At 38.1% G+C, this 16093-nt stretch carries 13 protein-coding genes; 6 read left to right on the plus strand and 7 right to left on the minus strand.

Translation table 11 applies throughout. The features are described from left to right. Positions 1-371 precede the first annotated feature (371 nt). Positions 372-773 (plus strand): fasciclin domain-containing protein, encoded by a 402-nt coding sequence (locus tag GNF10_RS09410; protein WP_012409083.1) that lies wholly within the window; start codon positions 372-374, stop codon positions 771-773. A 155-nt stretch (positions 774-928) separates the two neighbouring features. Here GNF10_RS09410 and sfsA read toward each other — a convergent pair whose 3' ends face one another. Beyond that, complete coding sequence (sfsA, locus tag GNF10_RS09415; RefSeq protein WP_185582016.1) at positions 929-1654, minus strand: DNA/RNA nuclease SfsA; 726 nt, start codon at positions 1652-1654, stop codon at positions 929-931. A 240-nt stretch (positions 1655-1894) separates the two neighbouring features. Here sfsA and GNF10_RS09420 point away from each other — a divergent pair, with 240 nt between their 5' ends. Both GNF10_RS09420 and GNF10_RS09425 read left to right on the plus strand, forming a co-directional pair. Next, a complete protein-coding gene (locus GNF10_RS09420; RefSeq protein WP_185582015.1) occupies positions 1895-2563 on the plus strand; it encodes a 2OG-Fe dioxygenase family protein in 669 nt (222 codons plus the stop codon). A gap of 637 nt (positions 2564-3200) precedes the next feature. After that, complete coding sequence (locus GNF10_RS09425) at positions 3201-4469, plus strand: tetratricopeptide repeat protein (protein WP_185585580.1); 1269 nt, start codon at positions 3201-3203, stop codon at positions 4467-4469. A 147-nt stretch (positions 4470-4616) separates the two neighbouring features. Here the strand turns inward: GNF10_RS09425 and GNF10_RS09430 are convergent, their stop codons facing one another. The 3 genes from GNF10_RS09430 to hemE form a co-directional block, all read right to left on the minus strand. Continuing rightward, the gene (locus GNF10_RS09430; protein WP_185585581.1) at positions 4617-6215 is read right to left on the minus strand and encodes a B12-binding domain-containing radical SAM protein; all 1599 of its coding nucleotides are present in this window, start codon (positions 6213-6215) and stop codon (positions 4617-4619) included. 328 nt (positions 6216-6543) lie between these two features. Next, the gene (locus GNF10_RS09435) at positions 6544-7500 is read right to left on the minus strand and encodes an NAD(P)-dependent oxidoreductase (protein WP_185585582.1); all 957 of its coding nucleotides are present in this window, start codon (positions 7498-7500) and stop codon (positions 6544-6546) included. 189 nt (positions 7501-7689) lie between these two features. Further along, on the minus strand, positions 7690-8751 hold the full coding sequence (hemE, locus tag GNF10_RS09440; protein ID WP_185585583.1) for a uroporphyrinogen decarboxylase: 1062 nt from the start codon (positions 8749-8751) through the stop codon (positions 7690-7692). Between the two features lie 221 nt (positions 8752-8972). On the opposite strand from hemE, the gene GNF10_RS09445 reads away from it, so the two are divergent. Beyond that, positions 8973-9692, plus strand: coding sequence for a hypothetical protein (locus GNF10_RS09445; RefSeq protein ID WP_185585584.1), 720 nt, complete (start codon positions 8973-8975; stop codon positions 9690-9692). Between the two features lie 21 nt (positions 9693-9713). On the opposite strand, the gene GNF10_RS09450 is transcribed toward GNF10_RS09445, so the two are convergent. From GNF10_RS09450 to GNF10_RS09460, 3 genes are all read right to left on the minus strand, one after another. After that, positions 9714-11033 (minus strand): ABC transporter substrate-binding protein, encoded by a 1320-nt coding sequence (locus GNF10_RS09450; RefSeq protein WP_185585585.1) that lies wholly within the window; start codon positions 11031-11033, stop codon positions 9714-9716. Positions 11034-11328: 295 nt separating this feature from the next. Continuing rightward, positions 11329-12768 carry a TylF/MycF/NovP-related O-methyltransferase gene (locus tag GNF10_RS09455; RefSeq protein ID WP_185582070.1) on the minus strand — a complete coding sequence of 480 codons (1440 nt, stop codon included), beginning with the start codon at positions 12766-12768 and terminating at the stop codon, positions 11329-11331. 109 nt (positions 12769-12877) lie between these two features. After that, positions 12878-13846: a glycosyltransferase gene (locus tag GNF10_RS09460; protein WP_185592040.1), complete on the minus strand. Its 969-nt coding sequence runs from the start codon at positions 13844-13846 to the stop codon at positions 12878-12880. 400 nt (positions 13847-14246) lie between these two features. Here GNF10_RS09460 and GNF10_RS09465 point away from each other — a divergent pair, with 400 nt between their 5' ends. Both GNF10_RS09465 and GNF10_RS09470 read left to right on the plus strand, forming a co-directional pair. Continuing rightward, positions 14247-15308 (plus strand): glycosyltransferase family 4 protein, encoded by a 1062-nt coding sequence (locus GNF10_RS09465; RefSeq protein ID WP_311774143.1) that lies wholly within the window; start codon positions 14247-14249, stop codon positions 15306-15308. Positions 15309-15365: 57 nt separating this feature from the next. Continuing rightward, entirely contained in the window at positions 15366-16076 is a 711-nt protein-coding gene (locus tag GNF10_RS09470) for a class I SAM-dependent methyltransferase (RefSeq protein WP_185583303.1), read from the plus strand. Positions 16077-16093: the final 17 nt, after the last annotated feature.

The raw sequence follows: 16093 nt of genomic DNA on the forward strand, positions 1-16093 counted from the left end.
ATAGATGAAAACAGAGCTTTAGACCGAACAATGATAATTCAAGGCTTTTGAGGATTTCTTATCCCGAACTCAGGTTAAATTAGTTGGTAAATTAGCTGGTGTACTAGTGCTGTACTAGCACTAGTGAAAAGTGATCGCTCCTGCCTCTGTATAAAAAAGTAGCCATCCCTGTGTTGGTTAACTACACATCCTAAAGTACTTGTAACTCATCCGCTCAGATAATATATACAATTCTCTATTTGTATAAAAGTATAGACAATTATTTATGCTATCAATAAAAATTTTTATTCGGCATACGTCTAATGATAGATAGATTTTATTAAGCTAATAGTTTAGATTTGTAACAAGTTACACAGAACTAGGTAAAGCACATGGCCAACATAATTGACACTGCTACTAATAACGGTTCTTTCAATACTCTAGTTGCAGCAATCCAAGCGGCTGGTCTGGTAGATACACTGAATGGCAATGGCCCATTCACCGTATTTGCACCCACTGATGAAGCGTTTAACAAGCTTCCAGCAGGTACAGTAGACGCACTACTTCAAGATATTCCTAAGCTGAAGAAAATCTTGACCTATCATGTAGTCTCAGGAAAGGTACTGGCTGCTGATGTAGCTAAACTGAAGACAGCTAAAACAGTTGAAGGTTCAGAAGTAAAAATTGACGCTTCTAATGGCGTAAAAATCAATGATGCAACAGTTGCAGCAGCAGATGTTGCTGCTGATAACGGTGTCATCCACGTAATTGACACAGTTTTGATTCCTGCATAAGCAAACTTCAGAATAGCGAATGCTATTTCTGGGGTGGCGACTACCTGTAGTCGTTTCTTTATTAAAATCTGGTTGAATGTTTTTTAGTAAACACCAACTACCAACAAATCCATCTAGATAGTATCTAGATGGATTTATTGTTTAATTAAGTGTAATTAAATTTTTAGTTTTGCTAAACCCAAATAACGGATACCTTCGGGAGAAATATCAAAACGGCAAGGTAGGACTTCTAAACCAAGAGCGATCGCATCACGCAATAATTTACCATAGACAGGATCTGTGCGATCGCCAGGGGAAAACTCTGTACAATCACCGCGATTAATGAAGTAAAGCATCACCGCACGAGTTAGAGGTAGTAACGCCATTAGTTCTCGCAAGTGCTTTTGTCCTCTTGTAGTTTCTGTGTCGGGAAATAAAGCTAGTCTCCCCTCAGACAAAGTTGTATTTTTCACTTCTAAATAAATCGAGCGTTCCTCATCACTCCCCGTCAAGAAGAAATCCACTCGACTTTTTTTATCTAGTCCATAAACTACCTCGCCCTTGATTTGGCTATACTCACCCAATTCTGGGAAAAGATATTTTGCCAAAGCTAGCTTTACCACCCGATTGGGCAAAAAAGTATTTATGCCTACCCAAGTTGGCTCATTGTCATGTACTTGAATTAGTTCTAAAGTGTAAGCCAATTTGCGGTTAAGATTATCACTTTTGGAAAGCTGTACAGCACTTTCGGGAGTTGATACACCAGTCATTGGCCCTGTATTAGGACAGTGTGCTGTCACTATTTCGCCAGAAGTAAGTTGAACGTCAGCAAAAAACCGCTTGTAACGCTTGAGTAAAATACCCGGATACAAAGGTGGGTAACGATAAAGCCAATCCATTATTATAAAACCTTGTTGCTGCTAGTAAATATACGTCGATTCCTTACCCAGCGAACTCTCAACAGCAAATATTTTCAGCAGCGACTTCACTATGCGACAGAAATCAAGCAACTTTACATATCATAGATTGTCAACTTTTGTAGTCAAATTGACAACATAGTAATAAAAAGTAGCATATACTAAGTATTATAAAGCTCCCATCAAAAATCCGGGAGATTTTCAATGTGCAAGGAGGTAAATCCTATGCAAAAATTGGGGACAGCAACGGAATTAGAATATGCTTTTCTGTTTACTCTAAGAAAAGTAAATTCAATCAATTTAGAAGATTTCAAGCAATTTTTTAGTAATATGCCTATTGATCCTTACATCAAAGGCAAATATCGTTCCAGAAGATTATCTCGGTTCACAGCTTCTGGAAATGAGTTAGTCAAATTACCTCATGGCTACTTTTTTCAAAGTAAAGAGCATAATCCATTAGTAGGCGATATAAAAAGAGAGTTTGCAGAATTAGATGATGCACTAATAGAACTTGATACTTTTAAAAATATTGTCTTGGCATTTAGTGATTCTTGTAAACTTCACCCTGAAGCTGAAATTGGAGTTCATCAAATTAGAATTAGTTGTTCACCAGATAATTTTAGTAATCCAGCACCTGAAGGTATCCATCAAGATGGTACTGATTTTATTGGGATCTTTTCAGTGCATAGAGATAATATTCAAGGTGGAGAAACACATTTATATACTGCCAAAAGACAAAAACCTGTGTTTAGTAAAGTTCTAAATCCAGGGGAACTTTTATTAGTCAATGACCACGAATTTTTCCACTTTGCCAATCCCATAAAGCCACAAACTGAAGCTCAAGGAAGTTGGGATGTTTTTGTACTAACTTCTCCTAGCTTACTTTCAGAATAATTCTAGTTAACTGTAAATATTTTACAATCTACAAGATATGGGGAATTGCATTTAGTCAGTTCCCCAGCTTTTTTATTTATGATTATAAATAATCGGGGTGAAATTGATTTCTGGAGCTATCAAACTAGAACTTAAATTTCAATTAATAAAACTGCAAATTTTTGTATTTATACTTATTTTTTAAAGAGAATCTGCAATTACTAGTTAAACTCAGCAGATTGCTTAATTTTGTGTTGCTATTGTAAAAAGATATAGCGATTCCCGACCTAGTGAGGTACGTTTTCAAAGCTACTAAACTTGGTAAACAAGATTTGGGTATATCTCACTAGACTAGGAAACGCCATAAATGAGCTATCTGTTGTGAGAATTATAATTTTCTTTAATATAAATTGTTATTAGACTAATCAAATTCTTAGCCGATATTTTTACTAAACCTAATTCCAAAAGCTGGAGGTTACAATATTTAATTGGTGATCCCGCCAATAAAATTTACCGTGTGTGTTCGTTTTAATTCACTGCAAATCCGAAATGAACCAAAGCCACGCTGAATACTTAGAATATTAAGAGTGAGTGGATAGGTTAGGCTACGAAGCAAGCTTGCTGGAATTCAACTAACTGAATCAACCAAACAAATGCTATGAATGACGAATTTTACAATAGAGGATTGGAAAAGGCTAGGCGAAAAGACTACGCCGGAGCAATCGAGGAATTTAGCCATGCTTTACAACTGACACCTTACTTTACCGAAGCTTACTTGCAAAGGGGTTTAGCATATTATGACTCAGGAGTAATCCTTAAGGCTGTTTCAGATTATACTGAAGCTCTGAAACTTAATCCTGAGAGTGTAGAGGCGTATTATTGTCGTGCATTGGCTAGGGTGGCGCTGAAAAACTTAGCGGGGGCGCTGGAAGATGTTGAACGTGCTATTCGTCTCAATCTCAATTATGCTGCGGCTTATAATCTGCGCGGAATGGTGCGGCGCAAACAGGGTTATATTCAAGATGCGATCGCTAATTTTAAAAAAGCTGCACAATTATATCTAGAACAACAAGATAAAGAAAACTGTCGTCTGTGTCTAGAACGAATTAAACAGCTACAACCCCAAGAATTACCTGTTGTACAACAATCGCATTCCGCAAATGCGCCGATTTTATCCACCAATGATTATTTCACGCAATTATTAGAAAAGGCTGAAAAAGGAGATACTCAAGAGGCACTGGCCGATTTAAACTGGGTATTGAAAGCCGATTCACAAGATGCCCAAGCTTACTGCTGTCGTGGGGTTGTGCGTTGTAAGATGGGAAATTATCGAGAAGCGATCGCAGATTTTAATCAAGCATTGCGACTCAATTTTCAAGATGCCATTGTTTATCGCAACCGAGGCAAAGCCCGTTCTATATTGGGAGATCATCAAGGTGCGATCGCGGATCTTAATCAAGCACTCCAGATGCAACCACAAGATCCTCTAGTTTATATTGCCAGAGGTAATGCCTATCGCACAACGGGCAACTATCTGGGTGCAATTCAAGATTACACCCAAGCGCTGCAAATAAATCCTGATGATGCTCAAGCTTACTACAATCGTGGCATTGCCTTTACTTGTTTAGAAGAAATTCAAAACGCCGTGGAAGATTATCAACGGGCGGCGAGTATTTTTTGTGAACAAGAAGACTGGGGAAATTATCAACAAGTTTTAAGTAGCCTAGAAAAAATCCAAAAATTTAGTCCCCAGTCAAAAAAGCAAAAGTATAACATGCTACATCAGCGACTTTTGGGCATGGTTGGGGGATATTGGGAAATTGCCGAAAGATTGATTCAGCAAAAACAGGATTATCATCCTGGAATGTCAGACGAATGGTATTTGCAAAGAGTGATTGATGATTTAGAACGCGATCGCGGTAGATAAAATATGAAGAAGGCAGGAGGAAAACTGGCCTCTACAATAACTATTTTCATTCATAAATGCCACTAGCTATAAACGTAAATTCACCCGTACAAGTGTACGGGTGAAGATGCGATCAATCACTTGCGATTGGCTTATCTGTTACCGTGTTTAACTAACTACCGCTTCAGCTTTTTCCTCTGCTTTTTCCTTCACTAGTACATAAGGCGTTTCTGCACCTTGTGCGAGATATTCAGCTAGCTGACTTTCAATTTGATCGCGCACAATTTGGCGATATTCTAGAAAATGCTCGTTGTGGGCGCAAGCAGAGATGTAATGCTCAATCACTCCAGGGTTACGCTTGAGAATGCTAAACAAATGGTGCCAGAACTTCCAACGGGTTTCCCGTTTGATTCCTTGTCGCCAAATTACAATCAACAACGCTTTGACAACTATCCACTCTGGCATTTTTGCTGGCGCTTTCCAACTCGGCAAACCCATCATTAAGAAACAGCGATAGGTGCGATCCAAGTAATTTACTGGGTCGTATAAAGTACAAAACGCTTCAACATATTCTCTAGCAAGTTCTTCTAACGGACGGGTGGGCAAGAAGTTCATCAATGTTGTCTGGTTGATGTTGCCATCTTGATTTTCCCGCAGCCGCCCTTCCTTTTTCAGACGATGCCAAAGCGCTGTATTAGGTAACGCTTGCAACATTGCAAAGGTAGTAGAGGGAATAGCTGCTTGTTCAGCAAAGCGGACAATGCGATCGCCTGCGCCTGCTTTTTCGCCATCAAAGCCGATAATAAACCCAGCCATTGGGCGCAATCCCGCTTTGATGATGGTTTCCACTGCCTCAGTTAGAGAACTGCGAGTATTTTGAAACTTCTTGGTCATTTGCAAACTATCCTCATCCGGCGTTTCGATTCCCAAAAACACCGCCGAGAAACCAGACTCAACCATTAACTCCAACATTTCTGCGTCTTGGGCTAAGTCAATTGAAGCTTCAGTGTCAAATCGGAAGGGATATTTGTGTTCTGCCATCCAGACTTTTAACTCTTTCAGCAACAATTTTACATTTCGTTTGTTGCCAATAAAGTTGTCATCCACCATGAACACACCCCGTCGCCAACCCAATTCATAGAGGCAATCTAACTCTGCTAACAATTGTGCCGGAGTTTTGGTACGTGGTTTGCGTCCGTAGAGAACAATAATGTCACAAAATTCGCACTGGAAGGGACACCCGCGCGAAAACTGCACCGACATCATGTCATAAGCATTCAATTCCAATAAATCAAAGCGGGGTATTGGTGTACTTGTGACATCAGGTTTTTCTGTGGCGCGGAAAGTGCCAGATGTATCTCCCCGTTGAACTGCCTCAATAAACATGGGCAGAGTGATTTCCCCTTCATCCAGAATCAGAAAATCTGCGCCAACATTTTCAACTTCGTGAGGTACAGAGGTGGGGTAGGGGCCACCAACTGCGACTAACTTGCCACGTTTTTTGGCTTCCTGGATTTGCTCAAGTAAATCTTGCTTCTGGACAATCATCGCAGAGAGAATTACTATATCTGCCCATGCCCACTCTTCTTCTGTTGCTTTGCGGATGTTGCGATCGACCAGCTTGAATTCCCACTCTTGGGGCAGAATCGCCGCTACTGTGACTAAACCCAGAGGTGGTAATAAAACTTTGCGGTCGACTAACTCTAAGATTTTTTCATAAGACCAAAAAGTTTTAGGAAATATTGGATACACTAACAAGATTCGCATGTAGTATCAATCCTCACACTTTGATTGTTATCCCACTCTAACGAAAATAAAGAGCTATTGACTTTTTATTAAAGTTGTTTTATCTTAGCACCGATATTTTTCCCTTTAATCGGCGGCTAGCGGCTAGAATTCTTGCAGCTAATCGGCAAAAAGAAAAGCATCTTGAAACAGGAATCACGAGATTTCTGGTTTCTCTAACTACGACTAGGCTACAAACTAAATTCATATCAGTCGGACTTAGGCTAATATGGTTCGGTTAAGGTAAGAGACGCGATTTATCGCCGTCTCTACAAATGACCGTTATCATTAGCAAATAATAGATATTTTCTCAATCAGCACGTTCAACGCCACTAATTTTTAAAACATCGCTCATGGTTGCACAATAATTTGGCAAACCAAAACTATTGGGGTTGATGAATTTTTCATAAGTAAAATGCCGATAGTTCATGCAAAATCTATCCCAAGCAGCCATCTGAATGCGGAATAGAACAATAATCAAATTAGCCAATGCTATAGATATAGGAATGCGAAAGTAAATCTTTTTGCCCAGATAAGCACAAACTTCTTCTACTGCTTGATTAGCAGTTAACGGTGCTTGACCCAAAACAAGCCGACGTGGTTGATCGTTTTCGGCAGGATGATCAATTAAATATTGCACTACAGTAGCAATATCTCGTCCGTGGATAAAGTGAAAACTGCCATCTGCTTCTAAAAAGCGAATTATATTAATATATTTTGTCACCTCTGGAATGCCAGATGTGACAGCAGAATAGGGTTTATTGGTATCACCGCCCAATACTACAGTCGGAAAAACTGTGGTAATTTTGGGTGCGATCGCTAATTTTTCTTTTTTATGTAAGCAGTCATATTTGGAACGGATGTAATCTGTCCCAATTTCCCCAGCTTCTTTTAATGGTTGATTGTGGCTATCTAAAACGCTAGCTGTCGAAAAATAAATTACCTGCTGGCAACGTTCTGGATCTAGCAGTTCCAGCAACTCTATAGTCTTGACGACATTAATATCAAATGTATTATCACCACCCCAAGCTGTGGCTGTGAGTACTGCTGTATCAATTGTGGATAGCAAATCGGCAAACTGGCGAATATTTTGCATATCACCTTGCAAAATGTTGATACCCGAACGCGCCTTAATATCAACTTGCAGTTTATTTGGGTTCCTGACTAGCAGATACAGTTCGTGATCTGTTTCCTTAATTAAGGCTTCTGTTAAATAATGACCTACACAACCACTTGCACCAGTCACTAAAATCCGTTTCTGGCTCATACTAAGATTTTAATAAGTTAGGAGTTAGGAGTTAAGAGTTAAGAATTAAGTTAAAAGTTCCGAATCAGGAGTTATTAATAAAGTTAGGAGTGAGGAGTTAAGAATACAAAAATAGCTCTGTACCTCACAACTGATAACTTCATAACTCATAACTCCTAACTCATAACTCATAACTCATAACTCATAACTCTAACTTTTAACTCCTGCAAGATTCAATTCCTTTGCGGTTTCAAAGAAGAAAGCGACATTTTCTTCGGGAGTTTCTGGTAAGACACCATGACCGAGATTGAGAATATGACCCCAATTGCCAGCTTTGCGAACGGTATCAAGAATGCGATCGCGGATAAACTGTTTAGAGCCGAATAGCACGCCTGGGTCAAGATTTCCTTGAACTTTAACTTGCTTGCCCAATCTTGCCCGTGCGTCTGCCATATCCACTGCCCAGTCTACACTGACAATATCAGCGCCAGATTGCCCCATTCTTTCCAACACACCCGCACTACCACTAACTAGCAAAATCAATGGTGTATCGGGGTGGGTTTGCTTGACTTGCTGGAAAACTCGCTGCTGATAAGGGAGAGCAAAGGTGTCATAATCTTGAGGACTCAATTGACCCGCCCAAGAATCAAACATTTGCACAACTTGAGCGCCACAGTCAATTTGGTAACGGGCATAAATGGCGATCGCATCTGCTAACTTAGATAACAGTTGATGCAAGATCGTCGGGTCTGAGAATGCCATGTTTTTGATGATGGAATAGGTTTTAGAACCTTTTCCTTCCACCGCATAAGCTGCTAACGTCCACGGCGCACCCACAAAACCTAACACCGTTGATTTATCTCCGACTTCAGAGCGCAACGATTGTAAGATTGTCTTGATAAATGGTAGAGCTGCTTCTGGTTCTAAGGGATGCAGAGCATCAATTTGCTCTTGAGTGCGGAGGGGTGAGTGAATGATTGGCCCTTTACCTTCGGCGATGTCCATGTCAATACCCAAACCAGGTAATGGGGTGACAATATCAGAAAATAAAATTACTCCATCTGGTTGGAAGGCTTTCCACGGTTGCAAAGAAACTTCAATTGCTACATCTGGAATTTCCGAGCGATCGCGAAACGAAGGATACTTATCTCTTAAGTCTCGATATGCTTTCATATATCGTCCTGCTTGTCGCATCATCCATACAGGGGGACGATCTACTACTTCACCACGAGCAGCGCGTAAGAGATGAGGAGTTGTTGAAGAAACACCCATTTATTACTTCATCCTAAGTCACAATTTTTATGCCACTGTTTAGCTTATCATTCAGGGATTACGCTTTATTAGCAAGTTGTCAGCAAAAGCCCTAGTCCCTTTACACCAAAGGGAAATCGGGTCGGAAATGGGATAAAACAAGAATTAACAAAGAAAGTGGAATATAAAAGAATTTCGTCACTCTTTTGTGTTGTCTCCACTCTCTACTCCCTTAATTTCCTATGCAAACTGACTCTAACAGTCCCGATGGTGTTGCATCTGCTAATAACGAGCCTAATCCAGGAAAGTTTTTGATTCCGCGATTGCAGCGACAGATGTTCTTTATTCAGTTTACCTTAATGACCCTCATCGGATGGGTTGTGGGTGGCGTTGCCAGTATCGCCTTAGAGAAAATTATTCTCCAAAGTTTTTCACCTAATGTTGCTATCCAACCACAAACATTAAGTATTTTGGTCAGAAGCCTCAGTAATGTTGTATTTGCTGTGATTTTTGCTGCTGACCAGAGCCTTGTCCTTTATCGATATTTACCGGGTTTGCAATGGCTATTTGCGACTAGCGTTGGTTGGCTGATTGCTAACGGCGTTTCTACAGCCTGGATTAACTACATTTCAACCCTTGCCTTATCATCGCCTGAAGAAACTTTTATTTTCGGATTTTTATCTGCGATCGCATATATAATTTCTGGTGTTTGGCTGGGGCTTTGCCAATGGCTGGTACTGAGACGATACACAGCAGGTATTTGGTGGTGGAATTTTCTACCCTCAATTTCTTTCTTATTAATTACTATTTTGGTTTGGTTGCTTTTTCTGGTGCAAAATCTGATTCCAGAGGCAAGCCGTAATATTATATTGTATTGGAGTGGACAAGGGCTTACGGCAGTCATACTGGGAGCCATACCAGCAATTGGTTTGTGTACATTAAAAAGAAATCCACATCGCTAAACTAGAGTTTTTTCAGGATTTTCATTTGTCATCCCAAACAAGTTCTAAACGTTCTTGTGCTGCCTTGAGTGCTTTTTCGGCAGACTCACCTAGTAATGTCGCCTCAATCGCTCGACCAAGACTGTCAGAAAGACGACTATATCCAGCAATAATTGGTCGAGGAAGTGATACAGATATCTGCTCCATAAACACTTTTAAGACTGGTTTTTTGCTAATAAATTCCTTAAAAGCTTCACTTTGACCAGTTTTGATATTAACTGGTAAAAAACCCGTTCCGACACTCCATTCTTTTTGAAAGTCTTCACTCAAAACATACTCCAAAAATTTGAGTGCTGCTTTCTCTCTTGCTGGCGTGGTCTTCATTAGATACAATATTCCCGTTGCTGTCACCGTAGCAGGTTCAATACTTCTGGGTATAGGGAACACTTGATAATCAACATTAGACTTCATGATGTAAGTCCAAGGCCCTGTGATTTGCATCGCAACCCGACCCGTGATAAAAGCATCCTCTTCATAACCACGTTCTGGAGGCGAAAGCATTACTGATCCATCTTTCATGAGGTTTTGCCAGAATTGCAAGGCACTAATAGCTGCCTGATTCGTTAAATTGGGACGGTTCTTTGTCACTACCTCGCCGCCAGCACTCAATAAAAAAGGAAACCAACTAAAGACAGTCCATTCTCCCTTTCCTAAAGGCAGCAACATCCCGTACTGTTCAGGTTTATTATCACCATTCCGGTCTATGGTTAATTTCTTGGCGACTTCCCTTAACTCTTCCCAAGTTTTAGGAATTTGCGTAATTCCGGCAGCTTGAAAAAGTTTAGGTCGGTAAAAAATCCCTAGATTGCTCGTGTAAAGTGGAATTGACCAAAGATGACCGTCTAATTTTAATTCCTCCAATAGGTTGGGGCTAATTTCCGACTTCAATGGCAATTTGTCTAGCCATTCTTCTAAAGGTCGAATTGCCCCTAGTTCCATAAACTGACCTGTCAATTGAGGATCGAATGACAAAATATCTGGAGGTGTATTGCCCACAACTGCTGTTAATATTTTTGGCAATTGGGGTTGACCTATGAAGATAGATTTTACTTGGATATCAGTATGAGTTTGATTAAATTTATTTACTAGCTTGTTAAACACATCCCGATTAGCAGGAGGATTTATTGATTGCCATAAGCTCAGATTAATTACTCTATTATTATTCTGTAATGTCCCCTGACAACCATATAAAAACATTAAAAATATACTCAGAATAATTCCTACCAGCGAAAGCCGCCAGGCAGAATTGGTCATCTGGCGGAAGGATTCTTGAATTTTGGATTTAAAAATAGTAAAGTTCATGCCAAGTAGTTAAGCAATTACATTATCTAAAGAGTAAAAAGTAAAATATAAAATCATTAAGCATAAACAATGAGTTAAGACTTAATAGATGAATTCATAAACTGGTAATAATGAGACTAAAAAGTCTGGTTGCAAATATTTATATACTTTAATCTATTTTTTTATGTGTTGAGTATCTATCAATTTGCTCGGATTTATCCAAATTGAATAAAATTAGGGAGATATTTAACAGACCAATACATAACTCAAAAATTAAGTGACATCCTTCTAAGAGTATTGGGCTGTTAAATATTATTTAACCCTTCTTAAACCACACCGCAGTGTAGTCAATTCGATGCAGGTTAAATTTCTCTCCTTTCAAACGCTCAAAGTCGTGTAAGGCTTTTTGGCAACCATCCCAATAGCCATAGTCATCCACCTGAATCATTCCATTAATAACAACGCTATCATAAAGTGTATTGAAGATATCCATTGTTGATTCATACCAGTCTCCATCAGCGTGCATAAAAGCAATATTGCCTATCTCTGATTTATATCGAGGCAATGTATTAGCAAACAAACCCTTAACAGGTACAACAATATCTTGGACTTTTAACAATTTACAAATCGCTTGTATATTTTCTTCAATTGGAGCTTTTAAAGTGCCAACTCCAAACCCAGTTTCATTTGCAGGTATTCCATTAGATATATCTATTTCCGTCGGTTCGGGCATTCCTTCAAAAGTATCACAGGCATAAAGTAGACGTGGGCGCAAACTGTATTGCTTAATTACGGATGCTAAAAGTGCTGCTGCTCCGCCCTTATAACTTCCACATTCAACAAAGTTCCCAGGAATATCTTCTAGACAAATTTTCTTTGCCAGAGAGTAGAGTGAAAATAAACGTGCTTCACCCAATAAAGTGTAGGGACGGATAGCAGTAATAATTTCCAGAAATTCATTTACTGAATCTGTTGATAATTCACTTACATAATAGTTTTTTAAATGCTCTGGTAAACTCCAATTAATATCTGGATCTGGTTGATGTTGCACTGGCTCAATATTTCCGCGCCAAGCAACCCCCATGATTTGCATAGTTTGATAAATCATTGTGTTCCACCCATTTTGCTTTAAGTAATCCAAGCCTTGGGCAACATCAGGAGCATTCAAATCGTGAAATAAAATTAAAGCATCTGCCTCTGCAAATTGTTCGCAGATCATTGCATCATTGAGCGGACATGGAGCTTCATGAGAACCATCAATGAAAAATAACGACCACTTACGCTGTGATTTTTCTGCTAATTCCTCTACTTTTTGAGGACTATAACCGCTCATTAAATTAACTTTGTCAAGAACACCCGCAGACTGCAAAGAATTAGTAACGCTTGCATACATATCTTCTTTTTCTAGCAGGGGATCAATTACATCTAATTCTACTCCTGCTAAAGCTAAGTGACAAGCAGACCAACCATACCAACAGCCAATTTCTAAAGCTTTTTTACCTCTAAATTTTAAGGCGGTATTATAAAGAATATGAGCTTCATCTCGGCAGAGAAATCCTACATACGTTTCTCTTTGATCTACATACCATTTATGAGGAATTTCGCCTCTTAAGTAAGGCCAATCAGAAACACTAGGATCTTCTACAATCATGTTTGTAAAGCATTTATCTGGCTTGATAATTTCAAACCCAACTGAAACATAATCTCCATCTGCTAACAATGTTCTGTCAATAAATTCTATCGTTTCTTTATTCATGATTCATTTTTCCTTAAATATCCTAATTTTTACTGCAAAATTCGCTGTTAACCCACGCCTATTGCTGTGATGTACTATTAAGCATACACAGTTACTTATTGATGGCTTACTAATAATCAAACTTGCTAAAATCGTCAATTATCTGAATATAATTTTTGATAATGTGACTAAAATCAAAGTTATTCCTGACATATTCTACAATTTCTTGGCGAAAAGATTTATTTTTCTCAATCAAATCAATAATTGTGTCACAAACAATTTTTTTATTTTCAACGGTAGCATTAGTTAATATATCATCTGGCAAAACTTTAATAAACTCTTTGGAGTGTAAGTTAGCGCTAGCAGATTCTGAAACAACGACGCATAAACCTGCCGCCATTGCTTCTAATACTACAAGCGGTGCAATTTCTCCATTACTAATTAAAACTAAACAACTATAATCGGTGAGATTATTATAAACTTGTTTTAAACTCCAAATACCTAAATGTTTCGTCGTGGTTCCTTCTTTAAAATTAGGGTCATCTAAAGGCCCAACAAAATCTAATCCTAACTTACCATCAATCATTTCTGCTAGCAATCTCTGCTGCTTTCTCGGTTGAATCCAACCCAAGCAAATAGCTTTATTATTTCCTTGTTCTTTAAAATTCAATTTTTGAGTATCAATACCGTTTATTTGCACTGATATATATCCAGAATAGCCTGCTTGAATAAAAATATTTTTTGTTGGATTAGAAAGGGCAATTATTCCAGGTGAATTTAGGCAATGTTTAAATCCTTCTTTAAAATCTTCTTCCCATTTATCTTGTTTAAGAAAATAGCCATTATGACAACTAAAACAGTATTTTTGTTTCAGGTTTTTATTGAACTTGCTAGCAAATTCATAGGCGTGTAAATGTACAAAATCATAATTTTCATTATTGATTTTATCTATAACTCCATTGACATCTTTATTATTAAAAATCTCTACTTGATGCCCAAGCTTATCTAAAAAATATTTATACTCTTGGATAAGAGTCAAAATAGAACTTGATAAGGGAGGTGCAGGAATATAGCCTCCAGCAACTAAGGCAATCTTCATGAAAATCCCTATTTTTTAGAAACGATTGCTCAAATATACTACATTTTTTATGGATATTTACAAGTATTAATAAGTCAAAACGTTATATATCTATTGTATAATAGAATACGTTGATTTCATTGCGATATAAATTTTATGGTAAACTCTACTGCGCCTTCTTTATTAAGTAGCTTTTTAGAAAATTCATTTGACTTCAAACACCATCTACAAAGTTTGTCAATTTTTAGAGGTTTTTCACCCTTACCTAATTACAACTCGCTGCTATCGTAAGCAGAGTTGAATTTAATTACATATTTTTTGGGTGTAGCCATAGCGAAACCCGCCAAACAAATTATTTAGGTGAAAAAATGATGTTTATGAAAATAGATTAACGATGGAAATGTACCATAAATTATTATTTATGTCTACTCCAATGGGCCCACTAGGTTCAGGATTGGGAGGCGGAGTAGAGTTGACCCTATCTAATATTGCTACAGAAATGCTGCGGCGAGGATATAAATTAGAAATTGTTGCACCACAAGGGTCTATCAGCAATTCATTACCGATTAGAGAAATTCCCGGTGAACTAATACAGATACCAGCGCAAAATCAGAGTCGTAGCGATCCAATTTTGCTGCATAAAAATTCTGTTTTAGCGAATATGTGGGATTATGCTCGTCAAGTCCAAAGTGATTATGATTTGATTGTTAATTTTGCTTATGATTGGTTGCCACTCTATTTAACGCCATTTTTTAATTGTCCGATCGCACATCTGATCAGTATGGGTTCTTTGACGGATGTAATGGATGAGATTATTGAACAAGTAGCAATCAATTTTCCTGCTAGTATTGGTGTTCATAGCCAAACACAGGCAGCTACTTTTACGTTTGCAGAGCGGTGTATTTGTCTGTTAAATGGCATGGATTTATCTATTTATCAATTTTGCCAGGAACCAACTCAGAGCTTGGCATGGGTAGGTAGGATAGCTCCTGAGAAAGGGCTAGAAGATGCGGTAGCAGCAGCAGAAATGACTGGCATTAAATTGAAAATATTCGGGTTAAAACAGGATGTAGCTTATTGGGAAAAAATTTGTCAAGAATACCCTAATGCTGCTATAGAATATGTAGGATTTTTACCAACGCTTGAGCTACAAAAGGAGCTAGGTAAATGTCAAGCACTTTTAGTAACTCCTCGTTGGATAGAAGCATTTGGAAATGTAGCAATAGAAGCGCTTGCTTGTGGAGTACCTTTAATTGCTTATCGTCGCGGTGGTTTAACAGAAATTGTCCAGGAAGGAAAAACTGGTTTTTTAGTAGAACCTGATAGTGTTCAAGGTTTAGTAGAAGCTATTAAGCATTTGGATAATATTGACCGCCAAACTTGTCGCCAGCAAGCAGAAACTCTATACTCTTTAGAAGCTATGGGCGATCGCACTGAAGAGTGGTTTAAAGAAATTCTGAGAAAAAAAATTCTGAAAAGCTGATATAGTACTAATCTTGTTCAATTTAGATATTACCGCTACGACTAACGGGATTTACCAATGCAGCCATCCAACATTGAAATTAATAAAGAATTCTGGAACAATTACGCCAAAACATGGGATAAATCTCAAGTTATTCTAGGTAATCAAAAAATTACAGATGATGAAAGAGATAATTACGTCAATTATTTAGGTGATGAATGGGCGACAGTAGAAGATGCAGTTAATATTGTTAGTGAGTATATTACACCATTTATTTCTCAAGACAGTACAGTTGCAGAAATAGGTGTTGGTGGTGGTAGAATTGCGGCAAAAGTGGTTAAAAACGTCAAAAAATTATACTGTTTCGACATAGCACAAGAAATGCTAGATAATGCTGAAGCAGCGCTTATGGAATATCCTCAAATAGAGTTTCATTTAATAAAAAATTCTCAATTTGAACCTGAATTTAACGAAAAATTTGATTTTGTATATTCATTCGATGTATTTGTACATTTAGATTTGCAAACAATTTGGAAATACTTAAACGGTATTTATAAAACTCTCAAGTCAGGTGGAAAAGCTTTTATTCATACCACTAATATAACTACACCAAATGGTTGGGCAAGGTTTGCTGCATACGATAATGACGAAGTATTGTATCAACCCACTTCACCAGAAGCAATTAAGTGGTTAATAGAAAAGGCGCAATTTAAAGTAATTAAAGAGTCCAGTCCAAATGGAAAGAACTTTTATTTGGATCGAGATTATTTAGTTGTAATACAGAAATAGATTAACCTTTGAGACTA

The organism is Nostoc sp. UCD121 (genome assembly GCF_014222285.1).
GTDB lineage: Bacteria > Cyanobacteriota > Cyanobacteriia > Cyanobacteriales > Nostocaceae > Nostoc.

Coding starts and splice junctions, on each gene's coding strand:
- GNF10_RS09420 (WP_185582015.1), top strand. CDS start 1,895: ATGCAAAAATTGGGGACAGCAACGGAATTAGAATATGCTTTTCTGTTT.
- GNF10_RS09410 (WP_012409083.1), top strand. CDS start 372: ATGGCCAACATAATTGACACTGCTACTAATAACGGTTCTTTCAATACT.
- hemE (WP_185585583.1), bottom strand. CDS start 8,751: ATGGGTGTTTCTTCAACAACTCCTCATCTCTTACGCGCTGCTCGTGGT.
- GNF10_RS09465 (WP_311774143.1), top strand. CDS start 14,247: ATGTCTACTCCAATGGGCCCACTAGGTTCAGGATTGGGAGGCGGAGTA.
- GNF10_RS09470 (WP_185583303.1), top strand. CDS start 15,366: ATGCAGCCATCCAACATTGAAATTAATAAAGAATTCTGGAACAATTAC.
- GNF10_RS09460 (WP_185592040.1), bottom strand. CDS start 13,846: ATGAAGATTGCCTTAGTTGCTGGAGGCTATATTCCTGCACCTCCCTTA.
- GNF10_RS09430 (WP_185585581.1), bottom strand. CDS start 6,215: ATGCGAATCTTGTTAGTGTATCCAATATTTCCTAAAACTTTTTGGTCT.
- GNF10_RS09455 (WP_185582070.1), bottom strand. CDS start 12,768: ATGAATAAAGAAACGATAGAATTTATTGACAGAACATTGTTAGCAGAT.
- GNF10_RS09425 (WP_185585580.1), top strand. CDS start 3,201: ATGAATGACGAATTTTACAATAGAGGATTGGAAAAGGCTAGGCGAAAA.
- GNF10_RS09450 (WP_185585585.1), bottom strand. CDS start 11,033: ATGAACTTTACTATTTTTAAATCCAAAATTCAAGAATCCTTCCGCCAG.
- GNF10_RS09435 (WP_185585582.1), bottom strand. CDS start 7,500: ATGAGCCAGAAACGGATTTTAGTGACTGGTGCAAGTGGTTGTGTAGGT.
- GNF10_RS09445 (WP_185585584.1), top strand. CDS start 8,973: ATGCAAACTGACTCTAACAGTCCCGATGGTGTTGCATCTGCTAATAAC.